Source organism: Kribbella sp. NPDC058693 (assembly GCF_042715335.1).
Classification (GTDB): Bacteria; Actinomycetota; Actinomycetes; order Propionibacteriales; family Kribbellaceae; genus Kribbella; species Kribbella jiaozuonensis.
Map to the genome: position 1 here is coordinate 554,413 of NZ_JBHXSQ010000004.1, position 23,000 is coordinate 577,412.

A 23,000-nucleotide genomic window follows, 5' to 3' on the forward strand; every position below is an offset into this window, starting at 1 on the left:
CGCGGTTGCGCCTGTGGATAACCGCGGATCCACCCATCTTTGCGTCAGCGTTCGCCGTGCCAGGAGTTCCAGAGCGCGGCGTACGCACCCTGGGCGTCGACCAGTTCGTCGTGGCCGCCCAGCTCGACGATCTTGCCGTCCTCGACGACCGCGATCACATCCGCATCGTGCGCGGTGTGCAGGCGGTGCGCGATCGCCACCACGGTCCGGCCCTCCAGAACGGTCGCCAAGGACCGCTCCAGGTGCCGGGCCGCGCGCGGGTCCATCAACGAGGTCGCCTCGTCCAGGACCAGCGTGTGCGGGTCTGCGAGCACCAATCGGGCCAGTGCGACCTGCTGCGCCTGGGCCGGCGTCAGCGAGACCCCACCGGAACCCACCTCGGTGTCGAGCCCGTCGTCGAAGCCGGCCACCCAGCCGTCGGCGTCGACAGAGCGCAGCGCCGCCCACAGGTCGGCGTCGGTCGCGTCCTGCTTGGCCAGCCGCAGGTTGTCGCGGACGCTGCCCACGAACACGTGGTGCTCCTGGTTGACCAGCGCCACGTGGCTGCGGACCTGCTCGGCAGACATCTTGTCGAGCGCCGCACCACCCAGGGTGATGTCTCCGACGCGCGGCGAATAGATGCCGGCCAGCAGCCGACCGAGTGTCGATTTCCCTGCACCAGAAGGCCCTACGAGCGCCACCCGGGCACCCGGCTCGACCGTCAGCGTCACGCCGTGCAGTACGTCGCGGCCCTCGAGGTACCCGAACCGCACGTCGTCCGCCAGCACGGTCCGGCCGTCCGGCTCGGCATCGCCGACTGCCGCATCGGTCTCCACCTCGCGGACGCCGACCAGTCGGGCCAGCGACACCTGGGCCACCTGCAGCTCGTCGTACCAGCGGATCATCATGTTGACCGGCTCGACCAGCATCTGGATGTACAGCGCACCAGTGGTGAGCGCGCCGACAGTGATCCAGCCCTGGATGGCGAAACCGCCACCGATCACCAGAACGGCGGCCAGCGCGACCGTGTGGGTCATGTTGATCACCGGGAACAGGATCATCCGCAGGTACAGCGTGTATCGCTCCCACGCGACCCACTGACCGATCCGGGTGTCACCCAGCTTGATCCGGCGGTCGCCGAGCCGGTGCGACTCCACGGTCCGGCCGGCGTCGACGGTCTCGGCCAGCGCGGACGCGACCGCGGCGTACCCGGCTGCCTCCGACCTGTACCCGGATGGTGCGCGGCGGAAGTACCAGCGGCCGCCGACGATCAGGATCGGCGCAGCGATCACCACTGCGACGGCCAGCGGCGGTGCGGTGACGACGAGCGCGCCGATGAGCAGTCCGGCCCAGATCACCGCGATCGTCAGCTGCGGTACGGCGTCGCGCATGGCATGCGACAGCCGGTCGATGTCCGTGGTGATCCGGGACAGCAGGTCACCGGTACCGGCGCGCTCCAGCACGCCAGGCGGCAGCCCGACCGAGCGGACCAGGAAGTCCTCGCGCAGGTCGGCGAGCATCTCCTCGCCCATCACCGCACCGCGCAGTCGCGTGAGCCGGACGAAGATCGTCTGCACCACCAGGGCGATGACGAAGCCCGTCACGACGTACGGCAGCTTCACGTCGGTCTGTCCCTGCGAGAGCTTCTCGACCACGTTGCCGAGCAGCCACGGGCCGACCATGCCGCTCAGCGCCGCCACTGCGTTGACCAGCGTCAGCCAGCCGAACGCACGGCGGTGCCGGCGGAACAGTGACTTCAGGTAGGCGCGCACAGTCGCGCTGCCTGCCACCGGGAGCCGCACTACTTCCTGTGGGGCTGCCGGGTCGTACAGAGGGCGCTTCACGCCAACTCCTCAACGGTCTGTTCGTCTTCACGGGTCACAACCGCGCGGTACCGCGGGTTGGTGTGCAGCAGCTCGTGGTGCGTGCCGACCGCGTCGACGCGGCCGTCCGGCACGAACACCACGCGCTCCGCCCGGTCCAGCATCAGCGGGCTGGACGTGAACACCACTGTGGTCCGGCCGGCGCGCAGCAGCTGCAGTCCGTCGGCGATACGCGCCTCGGTGTGCGCATCCACCGCACTGGTCGGCTCGTCGAGCACGAGCACCTGCGGGTCGACGTACAGCGAGCGAGCCAACGCCACGCGCTGACGCTGACCACCGGACAGGGAGCGTCCGCGCTCGGTCAGCACTGCGTTCATCGCATCGGACTCGCCAGCAGGCAGCGTCTGCCGCAGTACGTCGAGAATGTCGGCGCACTGCGCAGCCTCCAGCGCCGTCTCCGGAGAGACCGCACCACTCGCCGGTACGTCGAACAGCTCGCGCACCGTCCCTGACAACAGCACCGGGTCCTTGTCCTGCACGAGTACGACGGTCCGCGCGGACTGCAGCGGGATGTCGTCCAGTCCGACGCCGCCGAGCAGCACCGACGCCTCGCCGTCAGCTGTCGGGCTGTGACCGCCCAGCCGGTCGGCCAGCAGACCACCAGCATCCGGGTCGCCGGCGACGACCGCGGTGAAGCTGCCGACCGGCACGTGCAGGCCGGTGACCGGGTCGAACAGGTCGCCCTGCGGCAGCTGCGCATCGGCGGTGCCCATGGTCTCGTCGGTCCGCTGCAGCGACAGCACCCGCGCGGCGCGACGAGCCGACACCTTCGAGAAGATGAACGCGCTCGCCGTCTCCTCGAACGTGTGCAGCGGCACCAGCATGAACGTGATGAACCCGTACGTCGTGACGAGCTCGCCGACCGAGATCCGGCCGGACGTCACCATCCGGACGCCCATCCAGACCACGACCACCAGGAACAGCCCGAACAGCAGCACCTGCAGCGCGGCGATCAGCGACCACATGCGGGCACTGCGGACCGCGCTGCTCCGGTACTGCTGCGAGGCCTCGCGGTAGCGGTCCAGGAACAGCTGCTCGCCGCCGATGCCACGCAGTACGCGCAGACCGGCGACCGTGTCGGCAGCCAGCTCGGTGGCACGGCCGCCCTTGGCCCGCTGCTCGTCGGCGCGACGCTCAGCAGGACCCATCAGCGGCACGATCGAGAACGCCAGCACCGGCACGGCGATGGCGACGACCAGGCCGAGCTGCGGCTCGTAGAACAGCAGACCGATCACGACCGCGAAGCAGGTCAGCAGGGCGGCGGCGAACCGGCCCAGCACCTCGACGAACCAGCCGATCTTCTCGACGTCGCCGCTGCTCACGGCCACGACCTCGCCGGCAGCGATCCGGCGGGTCAGCAGGGAGCCCAGCTCCGCGGCCTTGCGCATCAGCAGCTGCTGCAGGCGGGACGCAGTACTGATCCAGTTCGTCACCACGGCGCGGTGGAAGAACGAGTCGGCGCCGGCCTTGGCCGCGCCGAACGCGAGCAGCAGCCCGCCGGCCAGCATCAGCTTGGGCCAGGACAGGTCGATCGCGGCCTGGACAGCCAGACCGACGGCAACCGGAGCGGCGGCGATACCGCCGAAGTAGACCAGCCCCCAGAACACTGCGAGGGCCTGCCCGCGGAGCTGCTGGTGCTCCAGCCAGACGATGAGTCGGAGGCCGGATCGGGTGTCCGGCACACCCGGGTCGGCGAAGGGGATGAGGCGCAAAGACATGACGTCTCACAAACAAGGCATAGAGGGATGAAAGAGGCACCTGACCAGGCGAATAGATCAAGCCTAGGCGGCTCCGCCGACAGTCCGTCAAACCGTTTTCCCACCCGGTAGTAAAGTCTTCAAGGATGAAAGGAGCCGGGTGGAGGAGCTGACGCGGGGGCGGCGGCTGCTGGTGCTGGGGATCTGCTGTTCCAGCCTGTTCATCGTCGGGCTCGACTCGACGATCGTGAACCTGGCGCTCCCGGCGATCCGGTCCGAGTTCGGGGCCTCGGTGTCGAAGCTGCAGTGGACCATCGACGCCTACACGCTGGTGCTGGCGAGCCTGCTGATGGTGTCCGGGTCGACCGCGGACCGGGTCGGGCGGCGGCGTACGTTCCAGGCCGGCCTGGTGCTGTTCGGGATCGGGTCGTTGCTGTGCGGGGTCGCGTCGAGTATCGACCTGCTGATCGCGTTCCGGGTGCTGCAGGCGGTCGGCGGATCGATGCTGAACCCGGTGGCGATGTCGATCATCACGAACACCTTCACCAATCCGCGCGAGCGGGCGCAGGCGATCGGCGTCTGGGGCGGCGTGGTCGGGCTGAGCATGGCTGTCGGCCCGGTGGTCGGCGGTGCGCTGGTCGACGCGGCCGGGTGGCGGTTCATCTTCTGGATCAACGTGCCGGTGACGGTGGCCGCCGTGCTGATGACAGCGTTCTTCGTACCGGAGTCACGCGCCGCCGTGCCGCGACGGATGGATCCGGTCGGGCAGGTGCTCGTCGTACTGCTGCTCGGCGGTCTGACGTACGGGATCATCGAGGGCCGTACGGCGGGGTGGGGTTCGCCGCTCATCATCGGGTGCTTCGCGGTGTGCGTGACGGCCGCGGTCACGCTGGTGTACTACGAACGCCGCCGGGACCAGCCGCTGTTGGAGCCACGCTTCTTCCGGAGCGCGCCGTTCTCAGGGGCCACGTTGATCGCGGTGTGCGGGTTCGCGGCGCTGTCGGGGTTCCTGTTCCTCAACTCGCTCTATCTGCAGTCGGCACGCGGTTTCACCGCTTTGCATGCCGGATTGCTGACCTTGCCGATGGCGGCGATGACAGTGGTGTTCGCACCGATCTCGGGCTGGCTGGTCGGTCACCGTGGTCCGCGCATACCGCTGGTGGTCGCCGGGACCATGCTGACGGCGTCCGGCCTGATCCTGTCCCGGTTGGGTACAACTACGTCCACGGCGCAGTTGCTGATCGGCTATCTGGTCTTCGGACTCGGCTTCGGCATGCTGAACGCGCCCATCACCAATGCGGCGGTCTCCGGCATGCCCCGCTCCCAGGCTGGTGTCGCAGCCGCCATCGCGTCGACCAGTCGGCAGGTGGGCGCCTCGCTGGGTGTCGCGATCGCCGGCACCGTGTTGACCGCCCGCCTGGTCGGCCCGCTCGAGACCGGCTTCGTCGACGCCGCCCGGCTCTGCTGGTACATCATTGCGGGCTGCGGCGCGCTGGTCCTGATCCTCGGGCTCATCACAACCAGTGCGTGGGCCCGACGTACTGCGGACGCCCTCGTCAAGGCTGGATGATGCCGGCGCGGGTCAGGGCCTTGAGGCGGCCGCGGAGGATCTTCTGGCGGCGCTCCTCGTCGGGGAACAGTGTCAGGTAGGCAGGGCCGTTGGCTGCGAGCAGGTCGTCGTCCAGGCGACGTACGGTGCCGGCCGGGGCCCTGTGGGTCATGGCGGCCTGGACTGCTTCGCTGTCGATGCCTCTGAGGTGGTCGGTGAGCTGCTCCTCGGTGGTGACGCCGAGGCGATGCAGGACGCCGAGGATCCACGCGTAGTGAGTGGTCTTGGCGTGCGGCGCGTCCGGATACCGCCGGGTCAGGTACGTCGTGAGCGTGCCGGTCGTCAGGTCCAGCGGGGCCTTGTCCGACGCGGTCGCCGCCAGCTCGCGGTACAGCCGGTCGATCTCGGTGAACTCGTTGTCGGCCAGCTCCATCAACGCTGCGGCGAGCAGGAACCGCCGGTCGAACTCCGGCTTGCGGGCCGGCGGGATGTCCAGCTTGTACCGGATGTCGTGCTCGAACTCGGCCCACGCGTGCTGGACCGCCGTACGGACCTGGATCTCCATCACGAGGTTCTTCAGTACGGCGTACTCCGGCAGCTCGCGCCGGTGCGCGTTCAACCGGACCAGGTAGTGCTTGCTCGCGTACCCGAACACGCCCTGCGCCCGGGTGTGCGCGCCCATGTCGGTGTGCTCGACGATCTCGAACTCTTCCTCGATCACCTCACACACCCGGTCCACGGCCTCGACCAGGAACGTGATCACCCGCGCCGCCACCAGGTCGGTGATCTGGTTCAGCGGGTCGTCGTACTTCGGTCGGCCGGGGTCGTCCGGATGCGATTTCGCCGCCTTCGCGAGGAACGACTCCGGGTCCTTGGCGCGGGCGGTCGCGGTCAGGTAGTTGATGCCCTCTTCTTCACCGATCAGCTCGTTGATGAGCGCCTCGAGCTTGCGCGCGCCACCGACGTACTGCTGGTGCACCCGCTCGTACAACGTCCCCGCCTGGCGAGCCCACTCCAGCTGCATGCCGGAACGATAGTGCTCTTCGGCTCGCTCGTGGTGTCTATCGTTTTCTAGTCATTTCGCTAGAAAGCTGTAGAGATCGGTCGCGACACGCTCTGGTCCTTGATTGGTCAATCTACGGAAAACGCTAGACGGGCTCATAGAGTGAAAGCATGGATCCGATCCGGAATCCCTATGCGCCCGGCGCCGGTCAGCGGCCGCCTGAGCTGGCCGGACGCGACATCGAGGTGCGGCAGTTCGAGGTGGTCCTCGAGCGGGTCGCGGCAGGCAGGCCGGAGCGGAGCCTGGTGCTCAGCGGACTCCGGGGTGTTGGCAAGACGGTGCTGCTCAACACGTTGCGGTCGCAGGCGATCAAGCGTGCCTGGGGTACCGGGAAGATCGAGGCGCGGCCGGAGCAGAGCATCCGGTTGCCGATCGCGCAGGCGCTGCATACCGCGATGCGGGAGCTGGGGCATCGGCATCGCGACGATGAGCGGGTCGACCAGTTCAGCGCAGTACTGAAGGCTTTTGCGTTGCGGACGGGGGCGGAGGACCGGAAAGGGATCCGGTGGCATCCGCCGGTGGATGTGGCGGCGGCGAAGGGGCGGGCCGACTCCGGTGATCTGGAGATGGACCTGATCGAGCTGTTCACCGACGCTGCTGATCTGGCTGGTGACCTGTCTGTTGGGGTCGGGCTGTTCATCGACGAGATGCAGGACATCAGTCCGGACGACCTGTCTGCGCTGTGCGCGGCTTGTCATGAGATCTCGCAGCAGAGTGCGCCGTTGGTTGTCGTGGGTGCCGGGCTGCCGCATCTGCCGGCCGTGCTGTCGGCCAGCAAGTCGTACTCCGAGCGGTTGTTCCGGTATGTGCGCGTTGATCGGTTGGCGCGTGATGCGTGCGACCGGGCGCTGATGGTGCCGGCGGAGAGCGAAGGCGTGCAGTACGACGAAGAGGCGCTCGACGAGCTGTATGCGCAGACGGATGGCTATCCGTACTTCGTGCAGGCGTTCGCGCACTCGACCTGGGACCACGCGCCCACGTCTCCCATCACCATCAAGGACGTCGCCGTCGCGGCTCCCGAGGCTTCTGCTGAGTTGACAGTCGGCTTCTTCGGCTCCCGCTACGAACGGGCTACTCCCGCCGAGCGCGAGTACATGCGAGCCATGGCTGAGCTGGGCATCGGCGTCGACGACGGCTCCGTCCCCACCGCCGAGGTAGCCAGCACCCTCAACCGCAAACCCCAGTCCCTCTCCCCAGCCCGAGACGGCCTCATCAAAAAAGGCCTCGTCTTCTCCGCCGAACGCGGCACGGTCGCCTTCACCGTCCCCCACTTCGGAAAGTTCCTCCGCACCCGCACAGCTTGACTGCAGGCGGTCAGCCCCCGCGCGCTCCGCGGCCGCCTCTCGTCGCTCCGCTCCTCGGCGCGGCCACTACGCACGCTGCCCACCCACCCCCCGGCTTATCGCCGGTGCATCCTTTCCGGCTATCGCCGGGTTCTGCGGCTGCCGCCGCCCTAACCGGCTGCCGCCGGACGCGGCGGGCTGCCGCCCGTGTGCGCGCTGCCGCGCGGTCGACTACCTAGGCCGGCGTCTACCCGTCCGCGGCTGGTGATCGCGCGCAACCGGCTCGAGCACGGGCCATCCCCGAGCAGCGCAGCTCAATCCGACATGGTCGGGGAGGTGGACGCCGGGGCATCGGAGTACGCCTCGGCGATCTCGAAGCAGAACGTCATCAACTGTGGAACCCGGTCGGGCTCGAGCCATCCGGGCGCGGTCCGTGCCTGTTGCTCCGAACCGTTGAAGCCGAACAGGGCGTCGGCACGTCGGCGGAATTCCACAGTCGTCAAAGGCTCGACGGCGATGCCGCTGTTCCATCCCGCGTACGACAGGAACGGGACGAACACTCGGCCGTCGGTGTAGAGCGTCACCACCGTGCGAAGACCGCGCTTCGACGGTCCGCGTGCTTCCAGCACCAAGTGGTTCGGACCGAGTCGCCGCTTGTGGCCGGCGGCATCCCATTCCTTCACGACCTCGGTGACGGTCTCCCGGATCTCCGGTGTGTCGCAGGCCGTCAAGAACTCGGTCAGAGACGTCAGGTTGGTCTTCGTCTCAGTCTCGATGACAGCCATCACGAATTCGTTGGGTTCAACCACCGTGGTGAAGAGCGGCGCCCATGGGCTCTCGCCGATCCGCACCGCCTTGACCTCGACCAGCCAAACGCTGATGCCTCGCTCGCTGTCCTTGGCGGCGAGGTCGTTCAGGTACTCGGCCAGCGCGCGGAACTCGTCGCGGTGCTGCTCCGCGATCACCACCAGCCCACGTGCTCGCCGCGCGACGGCGTACGCCAGGCCTCGGGTCAGATGATCGTGATCCGCTCTGCCGTACTGGTTCTCGATCACGAACTCTGTGCCGTCCTCGACCTGAGCGACGATGTCGATGCGACGTCCGCCCGTTGTCTTAACTTCCGATTGCCCTGCGGCTGCCAGGTCTACACCGATCGCGCTCCCGAGTTGGTCCAGACGTTCCACCAGCAGCGGCGTGAAGTCCGTCGCCTCTCCTCGCCAGGCTTCGGTCAGTCGGCCGAAGACCAGCGTCCCCATGCTCGTCATCTGCACTCTCTAGCACCGGACTGCTGTCCAGTCATCACCGAGTGGGCCGCAGTTGCCAGCTGGCCGGCGGAAGTTTTCTGCCCACCTCACCAGGGCTTAACGAAACTGCTCTTTCGTGGCGTGGTGGGGAGTCGGTAGGGTCGAGTGTCATGACCACCCGGCGGAGCGGCCAGCGTGCGGGCGCGCGTGGGCGGCATAGTCGGCGGAAGTCTTATAAGGGGCAGTGGTTGACTGTCACCGCGCTTGCGGTGCTCGGGACTGTGGTGGTTGCGCATCCGGATGTGGCGCATCGGGCCAGTCTTGCGGCCGAGGCGGTTGCGGGGGCTGAGGAACCGGTGAGTGTGGCGCCGGTGGTGGAGACGCCTAGCGTGACGCCTAAGCCGGTGGCTACGCCGACGCAGAAGTTCACCACTCCGTTGCGGCCGGCACCGACTCTGACGCGGAAGCCGAAGAACGCCAAGCCGAACGTGCTGGTGTCGACCGGGAAGCTTGCGGTCGTGCCTGGGTTCAACAAGGCGAGTGGGGTGCGCGACAAGCTCACGTACCGCGTGGAGATCGAGCAAGGGCTGTCGATCAACGGAGCCGCGGTCGCCGCGGCTATTCACAAGACGCTGACGGATCCGCGCGGCTGGCAGGCGCTGCATCCGGTGAGCTTCGAGCGGACCGACAAGGTGGACGCCGACCTCCGGATCATCCTCGCGACGCCGACGCTGACCGACAAGCTGTGTCTGCCGCTCGATACCGGTGGTGAGGTGTCCTGCCGGGTCGAGGACCGGGTGGTACTGAACGCGAAGCGCTGGATGTACGGGATCCCGGCGTACAACGGGAACGTCGACCTCTACCGCAGCTATCTGGTCAACCATGAGGTCGGTCACGCGCTCGGGCACGGGCACTCGACCTGCACCAAGCCGAAGACCCCCGCGCCGGTGATGATGCAGCAGACCAAGGGCCTGGCCGGCTGTCTGCCCAACGCCTGGCCGACCATCAAGGCAACCTGAGAAACTAGGTACGACGGGAGGGAGCAGAGCGAATGTCGTCACAGGACTTCCCGACGTACGGCCGGGGCGAGCAGCCCGAGCAGCAGCAGGAGCCGCAACAGCAACCGGACCACCACTACGCCCCGCCCACGCCGTACGGCGGTGGCACGTACGGCACCGGCCGCGGCACCCCGCCGGCCGAAGGCCCGTACGCGCCGCCCCAGCCCTACGGCACCCCACCCGGTCAGTACGGCGTCCCGCCGCACCCGCAGCCCGGTCCGCAGCACGCCCAGCCGCCCAGCTACCGCCCCGGCATGCCGTACGGCGCTCCGTCGGCTCCCGAGCCACACGACCTCCCGGCGTACGGCCGAGACCAACAGGTCGCCCCACGCGACCCACGTGCTGCCCGGGTCGTCGGCCTGGCCACCGTGATCGCCGGCTTCTACGGCCTGCTCGTCATCTCCGTCCAGCGCGTCTCGCTGCGCGACATCTCGCAGGCGCCGGGCTCACCGCTCAACCATCCGCTCCGCACCGATGTGATCGACGCGATCGGCCAGCTGCTGCTCGTGGTCATCGGCGCGGCCGCACTGTTCATGTGGATCCGCGACGTGCTCGCGCGTCGCAAGGCCGGTCGCCAACCCGAGCCGGCCGAGCTGGTCGGGCTCGGCCTGGTCGCGATCTCCGCCGTACCGATTCTGGTCTGGCTGATCATGGTCCTGTCCACCGGCCTCGGCTCCATCGACGGCTCGGTCGACCGGCTGCCCACGGCGTACGGCTGGGGTGGCGCCGGTCTGCTGATCCTCGCGGCCGGCCTGTTCCTCGGGTACCGCGAACTGAAGCCCGACGTACCGAACCCGGTCGTCAAGGGTCCACCGGTCAAGGCCCCCTGGGAGTGAGCGCACCTGTCGTCCTGGTGCCCGGCCTGGGCCTCGGCCCCGAGTCGTACACCCAGACCGTGGAACACCTCATCACGCCGTACCACGTGGTCACTCTCCCCGGGTACGGCGAACCCGCCGGCGCCCGCGAGGACCTGCACCCGCGCGCACTGGCGGTCGCCCTCGCCGAGAAGATCCGCGAGCGGTCCGTCATCGTCGGCCACTCGGCCAGTTGCCAGATCGTCGTCGAAACAGCAGTCCGGTTCGCCGACCTCGCCCACGCCGTCGTACTGGTCGCACCGGCAGGCGACGGCCGTATGACGAGCTGGGTCGACCGGACCGTGCGCTGGCTCGGATCCGCCGTACCGGATTCGCCCAAGCTGATCCGGACCGTCACTCCGCAGTACGCGCGGACCACGCTGCCGACGATCGCCCGCGCCGTCGAGGCATCCCGGCACCACGACCTGGCCGAGGTGATCTCGCAGGTCAAGGCGCCGGTGTTCATCGTCCGCGGCAAGCACGACCTGCTCTCGACGGCGGAGTGGGTCCAGCGCCTCGCCGAGCTCAGCCACGGTGAGGCCCGGACCTTCGACACCGGCGCGCATATGCCGGTCGTCACCAACGGCCCGGAGCTCGCCGCTCTCATAGAACGAGCGGCCGCCCTCCCCGAAACTAGCTGACGAGTTAGACTCAGCAGCACAAACCTATGCGGGAGCTCGCACCGAACACGCGCGGGCTGAGAGGGCGACAGCTTGGGTCGCCGACCGCCTGAACCTGACCGGGTAATGCCGGCGTAGGGATTGGGGTCACTCATGACCGATACCGCTGTTCGTCCTGCCAGCAGCACCGAGGCGCCGCTCGTTCTCACCACCGATGCGCCGCGGACGCTCGGCTTCTTCGACCAGTTCACGCTGTGGGGCAACTTCGGCATCTCACTGTTCGGTCCGGTGACCGGTGCGCTCGTTGCGGCGTACACGGGTTCGCTGTGGCAGGGCTTGCTGGCAGTTGTCGTCGGCTGCGGGATGGGGGCGCTCGTGCTGGGCGGCGCGGCTGTGTTCGGCTCGCACACCGGTGCGCCGGCGATGGCGAGTCTGCGTGGGCTGTTCGGCCGGCGCGGCTCGATCGCGCCGACCGTGCTGAACATCGCGCAGAACGTCGGCTGGGCGACGATGGAGATCATCGTGATCTCACAGGCCGCGGTCGCGGTGACGAGTGAACGCTGGCGCTGGCTGTTCGTCGTACTGGCCGGGATCATCGCGACGACGATGGCGGTCCGGCCGCTGGGCAGTGTGCGGATCCTGCGGAAGTTCATGGTGTGGCTGGTGCTGATCGCGTCGGTCTACCTGTTCGTGCAGGTGCTCAGCAAGCCGGTGCACGCGTTGCCGCAGGACAGCGTGTTCGGCTTCTGGCCGGCCGTCGACCTCGCCGCCGCGGGTGTCGTGTCGTTCGCGCCGCTCGCCGCCGATTACACGCGGCACTCGCGCACGAACAAGGCTGCATTCGGTGGCTCTGCACTCGGCTACGGCCTGGCAGCGATCGGGTACTACGCCCTCGGCGTCGTCGCGGTGGCAACCTTGCAGACCAACAGCGACGACGTGATCACCGCACTGGTCACACTGCCGGCCGGCGCGATCGCACTGTTCGTACTGCTGGTGGACGAGGTCGACGAGGCGTACGCGAACGTCTACTCGACCACGATGGCCGCGCACAACCTGATCGGCCACATCGACCGCCGGTGGATCTCGGTCGCGATCGGCGTGCTCGCCACCGGGCTCGCGCTATTGGTTGACCTAGGCAACTACACGCAGTTCCTGTATCTGATCGGCTCGGTCTTCATCCCGTTGTTCGCGGTCGCGATCGCCGACTTCTTCGTGGTCAGCAAGATGAAGTGGGACGTTTCGGGTACGGCGAAGTTCCGCTGGCAGCCGACGCTCGCGTGGCTGATCGGATTCGTCGCGTACCAGTTGGTGAACCCGGGCACTGTGGCCGGCTGGTCGCCGTTCTGGACCGACGTACAGCAGGCGCTCTTCAACAACCACCCGGTCCCGACGTGGCTCGGTGCGACGTACACGTCGATCGTCGTCTCCATGGTTGCAGCGGTAGCGCTAGGTAGTCTCAAGCCCCGGGCGCTGGACAACTGACCCGGAGTAACCGGAATACTTGCGGCATGCTGAATTCCGCACTGCGCAGCCGGGCCGAGTACGCGGAGCTCGGGGCCGACGGGTTGGCCGCTCGTACGACGCCTGAGCGGGACGCGCTGATCGTCAAGGCCGTCGAGGAGCTGCTGGACGGCAAGGAGTCGGTGCTCGACCTGTGCTGCGGGTACGGGCGGGTCGCGCTGCCGCTGCGCAAGGCCGGGAAGGTCGTCCGCGGGCTGGACATCTCGCCGAACCTGATCGAGGCCGGAAAGGCGAAGGCGGCCGAGGAGGAGCTCGCGATCGACTGGGCGATCGGCTCGATGACCGACCTGCCCTACAAGTGGGACTCGTTCGACGCGGTGATCTGCCTGTGGACGGCGTTCCACGAACTCTTCGCCGAGGACGAGCAGATCTCGACGATCTGCGAGATCTCCCGGGTGCTGAAGCCGGGCGGGATCGCGATCATCGAGGGCCCCGCTTGGGGACCGGCGACCGCGGCCGAGATCGCGAACGGGATGCGGCAAGGCCCTGAGCACCGGATCGTCACGACCGAGTTCAGCGACAACCGCAGCGGCGTGCACTTCATCCACGACGAGATCAGCTACGGGCGTCTCTGCGCGGCCGCCGGAATCGACGACTACAAGGTCTACAAACGCGACTGGGGCGGCCGTCGCCGACTGATCCTCGAGATCCACCAGCCGACAACTTCCTGACACGTCAGGAGGAGCAGATCCCCACTCCACATTGGGGATCTGCTCCTTGTTTTGCCGAGTCTAAAACCATTCCGGGGAATTCCGGAAAACTCAGCTTTTTGCTTCGAGATTCAGCAAGAATCGTTTTGCGTCGAGCCCGCCGGCGTATCCGGTGAGGGCTCCGTTCGCGCCGACGACCCGGTGGCACGGCAGCACGACGCAGACCGGGTTCGCGCCCAGCGCCGTACCGACCGCACGCGCCGCCTTGGGCTTGTCGATGTCGGCGGCAACAGTTCCGTACGTCGTCGTCGCGCCGTACGACGTGTGCGTCGGCAGGTCCGTGAGGACGAGCCGCTGGAACGGCGTTGCCAGCGCGAGGTCCACCTCGAGGTCGAAGGTATGACGAGTGCCGGCGAGGTACTCGTCGAGCTGTCGCCGTACGTCGTCCAGCGGGCGGGCCTGCCGGAGTACGCGCGGGGACACGGCCCGGGCGAGGCGGGTGGTCATGGTCTCCTCGTCGCCGAACGAGCTGGCGACAACGCGGCCGTGCGCGATCGCGAGCAGCATCGTCCCGATCGGGGTGTCGTGCAGCGTGTAGGCCACGTCGGCGTCGGGAAGGACAGGTGGTTTCAGGTCGGGCATGGCGAGCCGGGTCAGCCGGCTCTCGAGATCAGTCATTGTCTACTCCGAGTTTGCTGCGCAGGGTCGCGAGCGCGTCGCTGACGAGCCGGCGCGATGCGGCGGGCGTGGTGTCCAGAGCGGCGGCCACGCCGTGGTGGTCCAGGTCGCCGACGTACTTGAGCGTGATCGCGAAGCGTTGCCGCTCCGGGAGCTCGTTGACCGCCCGCCAGAGGTCGGGGTCCGGCCAGGCGGCGGCGTCCGGGCCCTCGACTGCCACCGGTGGCGCCTCGTCCAGCGGGCGCTGCGGTTTCCGCGCCCGGTGTACGTCGGTCGCGCACCGGGCCGTGATGGTGAGGAGCCAGCTGCGCAGGTTCTTCGCCGACGTCAGTGCCGGGTACGCGGCGTACGCCTTCTCCCAGGCGCGTTGTGCCGCGTCGTCGCCGTCCACCGGCCCGGCCATCGCCCGCGCCAGCCTGGCCACGTCCCGCCAGTGCGCGTCGATCAGCGCCTGGAACGGCGGCAGCTCGACCTTCTCCCGAGTCATCACGACAGTAGAACGCACGGCGCTCGCCCGATGTGAGGGTGGCCGGTCCAGATCACGAGATTGTCTAGTTAGCCGATAGACAATGATGCGAAGATAGCTGACATGACGACGACACTCCTCACCCGCCGTCGCGTCATCGATCTGCTGCGGACGGCGAGCGCCACCTGTCGGTGACCGCGCTTCCCCTGTCTCATCTCTGGCGAACTCTCGCCGCTCACCTTCCTTCCCAAGGGAGAGACATGTCTGTTCCCGCCTTGCATCGTCCTGCCCTCTCCGTCGTACCCGACTGTTCTGAAGAGCGGGTGGTGGACGCCGACGTCTACCGCTCCGTCTTCCGTCGCCACGCCGCCGGTGTCGTGGTGATCACCGCTGACGCCGGTCACGGGCCGGCCGGCTTCACCGCAACCTCGCTGGTCTCCGTCAGCCTGCTGCCACCGCTCGTCTCGTTCGCGATCGCCACCAGCGCATCCAGTTGGCCGACCGTCAGTACGGCGAACAGCCTGGTGATCAACTTCCTGTCCGCCGACCAGCACGCGATCGCGGGCCGGTTCGCGACCAGCGGGATCGACCGGTTCGCCGAGCCGACCCGTTGGTCCCGGCTGGCCTCCGGCGAGCCCGTACTCGACGAGGCCCCGAGCTACCTGCGCGCGCAGGTCGAGCACCGATTCGCGGTCGGCGACCACTACCTGGTCGTCGCCCGCCTTGCCACCCACACCGAACGACGTGAGCACGAGCCGTTGCTGTACCACGACGGCCGCTACGCCACCGCCACCCCGAAAGCACATCATGCCTAGAACCCGCCTGTACGCCGTACTGTCCGCCGCGCTCGCCACCGTCGCCCTCGCGGCCGGTTGCGGCGCCGACAAGGCCGGCGGTGATGCCGCCGGGAAGCTCTCGCTCGACGCGCCGCTGCCGACCACCGTCCCGGACGGCGCCAAGATCGTCGTCGGTGACCCGGCCACCGAGGTCGCACTGAAGCTCTCGGGCCAGTACGACAAGGTCTCGAAGTACGTGAAGTTCGCGAACCTGAGCGGTGGGCCGCAGACCACCGAGGCGTTCCGGGCGCACGCGCTCGACCTCGGCTCGGTCGCCGAGATCCCGTCGATCAACGCGACCTGGACCGGTCTGCACGTGAAGATCGTCGCCTCCAAGTTCCGCCAGGACCCGATCGGTCACCCGATCTACAAGCTCGGCATCGCCCCCGGAGTGTCGGTGAAGACCCTCGGCGACCTGCGCGGCAAGAAGATCGCGTACAGCCCGGGACAGGCGCAGGGCGCGCTGATCCTGAAGGCGCTGAAGAAGGCGGGGCTGACCAAGGAGGACGTGAAGCTGGTCGAGCTGCCTTCGACCGGTGACGTCTACTCGAACGCGCTCTCGTCGAAGCAGGTCGACGTCGCGCCGATCGGTGGTGTCCAGATCAAGCGGTACCTGGCCAAGTACGGCAAGGACGGCGCCAGTGTGATCGACCACGGACTGCGTGACGACGCCGGCCACCTCTACGGGCCGGTCGAGTCGCTCGAGGATCCGGCGAAGGCCGCGGCCATCCACGCGTACGTCGCAGCCTGGGCTGTCGCGCAGGAGTGGATCGACAAGCACCCCAAGGAATGGATCGCGGGGTACTACGTGAAGGACCAGGGGCTCAACGAGGCCGACGGGCAGTGGTTGGTCGACAACGCCGGCCACCCGGACATCCCGGCGGACTGGAGCGACGCGATCAAGCGGCAGCAGGAGACCATCGAGCTGCTCGCCAAGGAGACCGGCAATCCGGTGATCCAGGCGAAGGATCTCTATGACCTGCGCTTCCAGACGGTCGCGTCGGACGCGATCAAGGCGGCGGACGGAGCGGCGAAATGAGCGCGACAACACTGCCCGGACTACGTTCCCGTGCGGGGGCCGCGCGTCCCGTCGTACGACGGCGGCGGCTCGGTCCGGGCAAGCGGATCCGGTTCGGGGCCGCGATCGGACCGATGCTGCTGCTGGCGATCTGGAGTATCGGATCGGCCGCTGGTTGGATCGACCAACGAATCCTGTCTGCGCCGTGGACCGTGGTGTCCACGGCGGGTGAGCTGATCGCGGACGGCCGGCTGCAGTCGAACCTGTGGACGTCGGCCCAACGGGCACTGATCGGACTGGCTCTCGGCATCGTGCTGGGCGTCGTACTGGCGTTGATCTCCGGCCTGTCCCGCCTCGGCGAGGCCGTCCTCGACGGACCGATCCAGATCAAGCGCGCGATCCCGTCGCTGGCCCTGCTGCCGCTGCTGATCCTCTGGCTGGGTATCGGCGAGTCGATGAAGGTCGTCACGATCCTGCTCGGGGTGTTCATCCCGATCTACATCCACACCCACAATGGCCTGCGCACGATCGACAGCCGGTACGTCGAACTCGCGCAGACCGTCGGGCTGTCCCAATGGGAGTTCATCCGGCGCGTGGTCCTGCCGGGCGCGCTGCCCGGGTTCCTGCTCGGACTGCGGTTCGCGGTCACCGGCGCGTGGCTGTCGCTGGTCGTCGTCGAGCAGATCAACTCCACCAGCGGTATCGGCTACATGATGGAACTGGCCCGCACGTACGGACAGACCGACATCATCATCGTCGGCCTGGTCGTGTACGGCGCCCTCGGCCTGATCTCCGACGCCGTCGTCCGCCTGATCCAGAGGAGGGCCCTGTCATGGCGCCGAACGCTGGCCTCGTAAGCACGACGGTCCAGGTCCGCAACCTGATCCGGCGGTACGACGATCGCGCCGTACTCGACGGGTTGGATCTGGATATCGAGCCGGGCGAATTCGTTGCCCTGCTGGGGAAGAGCGGGTCCGGGAAGAGCACGTTGTTGCGGGCACTGGCCGGGCTGGACTACGACGTCGACGGGTCGGGTGAGCTCGCCGTACCGGAGAACGTGTCGGTCGTCTTCCAGGACTCGCGGTTGTTGCCGTGGGCAAGGGTGCTCGACAATGTCGTACTCGGCCTGAGCGGTGCGTTCGATCGTGGGCGTCGCAGTTTGGAGGAGGTCGGGCTCGCGGGTCGTGAAAAGGCCTGGCCGAACGAGCTGTCCGGCGGTGAGCAGCAGCGGGTCGCGCTGGCCAGGTCGCTCGTCCGGGAGCCGGAGCTGCTGCTCGCGGACGAGCCGTTCGGGGCGCTGGATGCGCTGACCCGGTTGAAGATGCACGTGCTGCTGCGGAAGTTGTGCGCGGCGCATCAGCCCGCCGTACTGCTCGTCACGCACGACGTTGACGAGGCGATCGTGCTGGCCGATCGGGTGATCGTGCTCGACCAGGGCCGGATCGTCGCGGAGGAAGTGGTCGAGCTGGCCGCTCCGCGGAGTTCGGCCGATCCAGGATTCGCCGCGATCCGGTCGCGGCTTCTCGATGCTTTGGGAGTTTCGCTGTGACCAGACAGCTGCATTTGAACGCGTTCCTGATGAGCACCGGGCACCACGAGGCGTCGTGGCGGCTGCCGGAGAGCGATCCGTTCGCGAATACGTCGGTAGCGCATTACCAGGCCTTGGCGCAGTTGGCGGAGCGCGGGAAGTTCGACTCGATCTTCTTCGCGGATTCGCCGGTGCTGATCGGGACGGTGGGGCGGCGGCCGGCTGGTTCGCTCGAGCCGACGGTGTTGCTGACTGCGATTGCGGCGGTGACCTCGCGGATCGGGCTGATCGCTACGGCGTCGACGACGTACAACGAGCCGTACAACCTGGCGCGGCGGTTCGCGAGTGTGGATCACGTGAGTGGTGGGCGCGCGGGCTGGAACGTGGTGACGACGGCCGGGCCGGATGCGGCGCTCAACTTCAACCTCGCGGATCAGCCGGCGCACGCGGAGCGGTACGAGCGGGCGGCGGAGTTCCTCGAGGTCGCGTACAAGCTGTGGGACTCGTGGCAGGACGACGCGGCCATCGCCGACAAGGCCGAGGGCGTGTGGGCGGTGCAGGATCGCGTCCAGCCGATCGACCATGTGGGGCGGCACTTCCAGGTGCGCGGGCCGCTGAACCTGCCCCGGTCGCCGCAAGGGCATCCGTTGATCGTGCAGGCTGGGTCGTCGGAGGACGGGAAAGGGCTGGCGGCGCGGTACGCCGAGGCGGTGTTCACCGCGCAGCAGACGCTAGAGGATGCGCAGGAGTTCTACCGGGACCTGAAGGCGCGCACGGTGGCGCTTGGGCGGGATCCGTCGTCGGTGAAGATCCTGCCGGGGATCGTGCCGGTGATCGGGTCGACTGTCGCTGAGGCCGAGCGGCTGGAGCATCAGCTGGATTCGTTGATCCGGCCCGAGTACGCGCGGCTGCAGCTGGCGAAGACGCTGAAGGTGGCGCCCGAGGACCTGCCGTTCGACCAGCAGTTGCCCGCGGACCTGCCCGACGAGGACGAGATCGAGGGCGCCAAGAGCCGCTACACGCTGATCGTGACGCTGGCCCGCCGCGAGAAGCTAACCGTCCGCGAACTGATCGGCCGCCTAGGCGGCGGCCGCGGCCACCGCACGTTCACCGGCACCCCCGAACAGGTCGCAGACGCAATCCAACACTGGTTCGAAGCAGGCGCAGCAGACGGCTTCAACATCATGCCTCCCGTCCTGCCCTCCGGCCTCAAGGTGTTCGTCGACGAGGTAATCCCCATCCTCCAAGCACGTGGCCTGTTCCGCACGGAGTACACCGGCACGACCCTGCGAGACCACTACGGCCTCCCTCGCCCCGCCGGTCGTTCGGCGACCTTGGCGGAGGCAACCGCCTGAACCAGCTGGGTGCTGGGCCAGCTCAGGTGGCCGACCCAGCACCCAGCAGTCCCACGCACCCGGGGGCTGCGTCAGACTCGTACGACGAGCTTTCCGACGGCTTGGCCGTCTTGCATGATGCGGTGGGCTTGGCCGATTTCGTTCATGGTGAAGACTTGGTCGATGCGGATCGGGAGTTGGCCGGCGGCGACCAGGTCGACGTAGTGCTGGAAGGCTTCGGCTGGTAGGTCTGAGCTCTCGCCGCCGTATGCCGTGAGGCGGACGCCGTTCGGGATGTAGTCCATCGGGTAGAAGTCCGGGATCGTCCAGTTGTCGCTGAGCATTCCGGTAAAGCACACGGTGCCATGGACCGCGACGGCTTTCAGGGTGTCCGGCAGGACATTCGTGACGACGAGTTCGAGCGCCGCATCAACGCCGCCCGGAACAATCTCCCGCACCTTTTCCGCAACGTTGCCGTCGTCAACGATCGGATGGTCGACACCCAACTCGCGAAGAACGTCCAGCCGCTCCGGATTCCGCGTCGTCGACAACACTGTCAGCCCGTGCTCCTTCGCCAGCACAGCAGCCGCGACGCCCACCGACGACGTACCGCCACGCACCAGCAGCGACTGCCCCGGCTCGATCGCCAGCCCCGTGTAGAGCGAGCCGTACGCCGTCTGCAGCATCTCCGGCAGCGCCCCGAGCGTCGCCCAGTCGAGGTCGGTCGTCACCGGGATGACCGAGGACGCCGGTACGACGGTGTACTCGGCGTACCCGCCGTCGTACTCGCGCCCCATCCCACCCATCATCGCCACCGCCTGCTGCCCCGCCACGAACTCCCCACCCGGCGCTGCGTCGACCGTCCCGGCCGCCTCGATCCCCGGGATGACCGGGAACCGCGCGTTGGTCGCGAGACCGGCGCGGAGGTGGTACTCCGACCGGTTCAGCCCGAACGCCTCCACCTTGATCCGCACCCACCCCGGCCGCGGCTCCGGCACGGCGACCCGCCGTACCCGCAGCTCCTCCGGCGCCACCGGACCGTCCAGCACGATCGCCCGCATGTCCATGTCGACAATCCTGACTCACCGTGTGAAAGAGTTTCTTCATGCGGAAGGTCCCGCGCGTCGTAGCCCACCGCGGCGCCAGTGAAGTCAATCCGGAACACACTCTCGCGGCGTACCGCCGGGCCATCGAAGTCGGCGCGGACGGACTCGAGTGCGACGTCCGGCTCACCGCGGACGGTCATCTCGTCTGCGTGCACGACCGCCGGATCGATCGCACCTCGAACGGCCGCGGCGTGCTCTCGACGATGAGCCTCGCGGAGCTCGAGGCCTACGACTGGGGCTCGTGGAAGCGCCCGTGGGCCGATCTCGACGACGAGGCCGACCTGCCCGATCTCGACGAGCTGAAGGTGCTCACGCTCGACACCCTGCTCGCGACCGTCCGGGACGCCGGCCGCCCGGTCGAGCTGGCCATCGAGACCAAACACCCGACCCGGTACGCCGGACTCGTCGAACGCCGCCTGATCGAGGCCCTGGACCGCTACGGCTGGGCACGTCCGAAACTCGGTTCGGAGTCACCGGTCCGGGTGATGAGCTTCTCCTGGCTCTCCCTGCGCCGGATGCGTACGGCGGCGCCCGCCCTCCGCACCGTCCTGCTGATGGACCGCATCCCGCTCCGTTTCCGCGACGGCTCGCTCCCGACCGGCGTCTCGTACGCCGGCCCGAGCCTGGAGATCGTCACCGCCCACCCGGAGTACGTCGACCGCGCGCAGAAGCACGGCCACCAGGTCCACGTCTGGACGGTGAACGCCGAGGAAGACCTCCGGCGCTGCCGCGAGCTCGGCGTCGACGTGGTGATCAGCGACCGCCCGGACGTCGCGCTGCGGGTTCTGGCGGAACCGCCGGAAGAGGTAGGACGTCGTACCTAGGCTCTTGGTTTGTGACACTTGGGAACGATTTTGTGTGGCATGTGTCACGTGGTCTGGATACGTAGTGGGGCGAATGCGGGCGGTTATTGCAACGTTCAATTCCGTCGATTTCGTTACGGTTTCCCGGCTTTCGGGCGGGTTCTCCGGCGCGCTTTGTAACGGAATACCCGCGGGTGTTTTCCGGACCCGGATCGTGGGCAGATGTTCCTGTGGCTGTACACCTATTGAGGAGACCCTGCTTGTCCTCAGCTACCCTGCCCGCCGACGTAAGCGTTGTGGACGTCGTCCTGCCGCACGAAGTGTCCGCGGTAGCGGATGCCCGCCGCCGTCTGGCCGCCTACCTGAAGCGCTATCGGGTCACCGCTTCGGCGTGTGACGATGCGCAGTTGGTGCTCTCCGAGCTGCTGTCGAACGCAATCCGGTACGCACCGCCGTTGCCGGCCGGTGAGGTCCGCGCGGCCTGGTGGATCGACCGGGCAGGGATTCATGTCGAGGTCACCGACGGTCGCGGGGACACCGAGCCGCAGCGGATCAACGACACCCATCCGGAGTCGGTCGGTGGCCGCGGGCTGGCGATCGTCGACATGCTGACGTCCGGCTGGGACGTCCGTACCGCCGCCCACCACCGCACGGTGCACGCAATCGTTCCGAGCTAGTTCGCACTCCGGTGCTTCCCCCTGCAAGACTGCGCTGTTATGGGAAAGAAGTCGCGGCAGCGCGCTAAGAACACGACGACCGTCACCCTCGATCCGGCCGACCTGGTGGACGTCGGTCCGCGCGAGCCTTGCCCGTGCGGTTCGGGCAAGCGGTTCAAGCAGTGCCACGGCAAGGACCGGGCGCAGGCCGCCGACGCGTTCGTGATGCGGCCGTTCGAGGGCCTGCCGGCCGAGTGTGACCTGATCGCGTTCCGCGAGATCGTCCCGTCCGGCACGGTCGAGGTCGAGCTGACGGGTGACAACGCGGGCACGAAGATCAACCTCGTCACGCTGCTCCCGATGGCGATGCCGGGCCTGGTGCGCGACGACGAGACGATCTGGATCGGCCTGCAGACGCACGCGTCCTCGGGCGACCCGAGCCGCGACCTCGGGCACGCGATCACCGCCGCGCTGCACACCGAGCCGGGCAACCCGATCCAGCTCGGCGACCTGATGAAGGACGGTCCGCGGCTGCAGGACCTGATCGACACGTCGAAGCCGCTCGAGGTCAAGGTGCACGAGGGCTTCGACTACTGGGTCGGCGAGAACGTCGAGGACCCGACCGGCGAGGTCGCGGCCGGCCTGGAGCGCGCGAACGCCGCAGCGGCTCCGACGGTACGGCTGGAGTCGGTCGACGCGGCGTACTGGACGCAGATCGGCGACCGCATCTACCTGCGCTGGGTGATGCCGCACACCGAGGACACCCTGCTCGACGCGCTCGCCCGCCTGCACGCGGCCGGTTCGTCCGCGCTGATCGACGGCAGCCGGTTGATCGGCTCCTTCCGCGCCCTCGGCGTACTCGCACCGGTCTGGGAGCTCCCGGCCGGCACCGACGCCGCCGACGTCGAGAAGCCCGCCGCCGACTTCGCCACCGCCCTCGAGAAGGCGCTGGCCACCGAGGCGCCGCTCACCACCGAGGAGCGAGCCGCGCGAGCCGGCCTCGCCAGCCGTCAGCTCACCATCCGCTGACTCCGGTACGACGAACGCCCGGCTGGAACTCCAGCCGGGCGTTTCGTTGACTCAATGTGGTCTAGGCATGATCGATAAATCTGCCCAGAAACGTGGACGGCCCAAGTCCTGCTGACGGGGGAGCAACAGGGCCTGGGCCTAGACA

The 23,000-nt window shown here is 68.1% G+C and carries 22 protein-coding genes and 1 riboswitch; of the genes, 15 read left to right on the forward strand and 7 right to left on the reverse strand.

What is annotated here, in order from left to right:
• Nucleotides 1-44: 44 nt before the first annotated feature.
• A complete protein-coding gene (locus ACFWUU_RS28950; RefSeq protein WP_380179937.1) occupies nt 45-1,823 on the reverse strand; it encodes an ABC transporter ATP-binding protein in 1,779 nt (592 codons plus the stop codon).
• Nucleotides 1,820-3,580 (reverse strand): ABC transporter transmembrane domain-containing protein, encoded by a 1,761-nt coding sequence (locus tag ACFWUU_RS28955; protein WP_380179939.1) that lies wholly within the window; start codon nt 3,578-3,580, stop codon nt 1,820-1,822. The genes ACFWUU_RS28950 and ACFWUU_RS28955 overlap by 4 nt, the downstream gene beginning before the upstream one ends.
• A gap of 139 nt (nt 3,581-3,719) precedes the next feature.
• Here ACFWUU_RS28955 and ACFWUU_RS28960 point away from each other — a divergent pair, with 139 nt between their 5' ends.
• Nucleotides 3,720-5,129, forward strand: a complete 1,410-nt coding sequence (locus tag ACFWUU_RS28960) for an MFS transporter (RefSeq protein ID WP_380179941.1) — start codon at nt 3,720-3,722, stop codon at nt 5,127-5,129.
• Here ACFWUU_RS28960 and ACFWUU_RS28965 read toward each other — a convergent pair.
• Complete coding sequence (locus ACFWUU_RS28965; protein WP_380179943.1) at nt 5,116-6,132, reverse strand: GTP pyrophosphokinase family protein; 1,017 nt, start codon at nt 6,130-6,132, stop codon at nt 5,116-5,118. The two genes, ACFWUU_RS28960 and ACFWUU_RS28965, sit on opposite strands and share 14 nt — an antisense overlap.
• 149 nt (nt 6,133-6,281) lie before the next feature.
• Here ACFWUU_RS28965 and ACFWUU_RS28970 point away from each other — a divergent pair, with 149 nt between their 5' ends.
• Nucleotides 6,282-7,475, forward strand: a complete 1,194-nt coding sequence (locus ACFWUU_RS28970) for an ATP-binding protein (protein ID WP_130445616.1) — start codon at nt 6,282-6,284, stop codon at nt 7,473-7,475.
• 293 nt (nt 7,476-7,768) lie between these two features.
• Here the strand turns inward: ACFWUU_RS28970 and ACFWUU_RS28975 are convergent, their stop codons facing one another.
• Entirely contained in the window at nt 7,769-8,719 is a 951-nt protein-coding gene (locus ACFWUU_RS28975; protein ID WP_380179945.1) for a hypothetical protein, read from the reverse strand.
• A gap of 149 nt (nt 8,720-8,868) precedes the next feature.
• Between ACFWUU_RS28975 and ACFWUU_RS28980 the strand changes: the two genes are divergently transcribed.
• The 5 genes from ACFWUU_RS28980 (at nt 8,869) to ACFWUU_RS29000 (ending at nt 13,422) form a co-directional block, all read left to right on the forward strand.
• On the forward strand, nt 8,869-9,717 hold the full coding sequence (locus ACFWUU_RS28980) for a DUF3152 domain-containing protein (protein ID WP_137255742.1): 849 nt from the start codon (nt 8,869-8,871) through the stop codon (nt 9,715-9,717).
• Between the two features lie 32 nt (nt 9,718-9,749).
• On the forward strand, nt 9,750-10,592 hold the full coding sequence (locus ACFWUU_RS28985; protein ID WP_380179947.1) for a hypothetical protein: 843 nt from the start codon (nt 9,750-9,752) through the stop codon (nt 10,590-10,592).
• Nucleotides 10,589-11,251 (forward strand): alpha/beta fold hydrolase, encoded by a 663-nt coding sequence (locus tag ACFWUU_RS28990; protein WP_380179949.1) that lies wholly within the window; start codon nt 10,589-10,591, stop codon nt 11,249-11,251. Before ACFWUU_RS28985 ends, ACFWUU_RS28990 begins: the two co-directional genes overlap by 4 nt.
• 18 nt (nt 11,252-11,269) lie before the next feature.
• Nucleotides 11,270-11,388, forward strand: a riboswitch (TPP riboswitch).
• Nucleotides 11,384-12,712, forward strand: coding sequence for a purine-cytosine permease family protein (locus tag ACFWUU_RS28995; RefSeq protein ID WP_380179951.1), 1,329 nt, complete (start codon nt 11,384-11,386; stop codon nt 12,710-12,712). Its footprint overlaps the riboswitch before it by 5 nt.
• Nucleotides 12,713-12,738: 26 nt before the next feature.
• Nucleotides 12,739-13,422 (forward strand): class I SAM-dependent methyltransferase, encoded by a 684-nt coding sequence (locus ACFWUU_RS29000; RefSeq protein WP_380179953.1) that lies wholly within the window; start codon nt 12,739-12,741, stop codon nt 13,420-13,422.
• Between the two features lie 90 nt (nt 13,423-13,512).
• On the opposite strand, the gene ACFWUU_RS29005 is transcribed toward ACFWUU_RS29000, so the two are convergent.
• Together ACFWUU_RS29005 and ACFWUU_RS29010 are read right to left on the reverse strand one after the other, a co-directional pair.
• Nucleotides 13,513-14,079: a methylated-DNA--[protein]-cysteine S-methyltransferase gene (locus ACFWUU_RS29005; RefSeq protein ID WP_137255737.1), complete on the reverse strand. Its 567-nt coding sequence runs from the start codon at nt 14,077-14,079 to the stop codon at nt 13,513-13,515.
• The gene (locus tag ACFWUU_RS29010; RefSeq protein ID WP_137255736.1) at nt 14,072-14,566 is read right to left on the reverse strand and encodes an RNA polymerase sigma factor; all 495 of its coding nucleotides are present in this window, start codon (nt 14,564-14,566) and stop codon (nt 14,072-14,074) included. Before ACFWUU_RS29010 ends, ACFWUU_RS29005 begins: the two co-directional genes overlap by 8 nt.
• A 239-nt stretch (nt 14,567-14,805) precedes the next feature.
• On the opposite strand from ACFWUU_RS29010, the gene ACFWUU_RS29015 reads away from it, so the two are divergent.
• Genes ACFWUU_RS29015 through ACFWUU_RS29035 form a run of 5 tightly spaced genes read left to right on the forward strand, consistent with a single transcriptional unit; the run spans nt 14,806 to nt 19,282 of the window.
• The gene (locus ACFWUU_RS29015) at nt 14,806-15,360 is read left to right on the forward strand and encodes a flavin reductase family protein (protein ID WP_380179955.1); all 555 of its coding nucleotides are present in this window, start codon (nt 14,806-14,808) and stop codon (nt 15,358-15,360) included.
• A complete protein-coding gene (locus ACFWUU_RS29020) occupies nt 15,353-16,420 on the forward strand; it encodes an ABC transporter substrate-binding protein (protein WP_380179957.1) in 1,068 nt (355 codons plus the stop codon). Before ACFWUU_RS29015 ends, ACFWUU_RS29020 begins: the two co-directional genes overlap by 8 nt.
• Complete coding sequence (locus ACFWUU_RS29025; RefSeq protein WP_380179959.1) at nt 16,417-17,256, forward strand: ABC transporter permease; 840 nt, start codon at nt 16,417-16,419, stop codon at nt 17,254-17,256. Before ACFWUU_RS29020 ends, ACFWUU_RS29025 begins: the two co-directional genes overlap by 4 nt.
• Nucleotides 17,232-17,948: an ABC transporter ATP-binding protein gene (locus tag ACFWUU_RS29030; RefSeq protein WP_380179964.1), complete on the forward strand. Its 717-nt coding sequence runs from the start codon at nt 17,232-17,234 to the stop codon at nt 17,946-17,948. Before ACFWUU_RS29025 ends, ACFWUU_RS29030 begins: the two co-directional genes overlap by 25 nt.
• Nucleotides 17,945-19,282, forward strand: coding sequence for an LLM class flavin-dependent oxidoreductase (locus tag ACFWUU_RS29035; protein ID WP_380179966.1), 1,338 nt, complete (start codon nt 17,945-17,947; stop codon nt 19,280-19,282). Before ACFWUU_RS29030 ends, ACFWUU_RS29035 begins: the two co-directional genes overlap by 4 nt.
• Before the next feature lie 71 nt (nt 19,283-19,353).
• Here ACFWUU_RS29035 and ACFWUU_RS29040 read toward each other — a convergent pair whose 3' ends face one another.
• Nucleotides 19,354-20,328, reverse strand: a complete 975-nt coding sequence (locus ACFWUU_RS29040; RefSeq protein ID WP_380179968.1) for a zinc-binding alcohol dehydrogenase family protein — start codon at nt 20,326-20,328, stop codon at nt 19,354-19,356.
• Nucleotides 20,329-20,366: 38 nt separating this feature from the next.
• Between ACFWUU_RS29040 and ACFWUU_RS29045 the strand changes: the two genes are divergently transcribed.
• The 3 genes from ACFWUU_RS29045 (at nt 20,367) to ACFWUU_RS29055 (ending at nt 22,855) form a co-directional block, all read left to right on the forward strand.
• Nucleotides 20,367-21,191 (forward strand): glycerophosphodiester phosphodiesterase family protein, encoded by an 825-nt coding sequence (locus tag ACFWUU_RS29045; RefSeq protein ID WP_137255730.1) that lies wholly within the window; start codon nt 20,367-20,369, stop codon nt 21,189-21,191.
• A 239-nt stretch (nt 21,192-21,430) separates the two neighbouring features.
• Nucleotides 21,431-21,847, forward strand: coding sequence for an ATP-binding protein (locus ACFWUU_RS29050; RefSeq protein ID WP_137255729.1), 417 nt, complete (start codon nt 21,431-21,433; stop codon nt 21,845-21,847).
• 39 nt (nt 21,848-21,886) lie between these two features.
• Nucleotides 21,887-22,855, forward strand: coding sequence for a DUF5926 family protein (locus ACFWUU_RS29055; protein WP_380179970.1), 969 nt, complete (start codon nt 21,887-21,889; stop codon nt 22,853-22,855).
• Nucleotides 22,856-23,000: the final 145 nt, after the last annotated feature.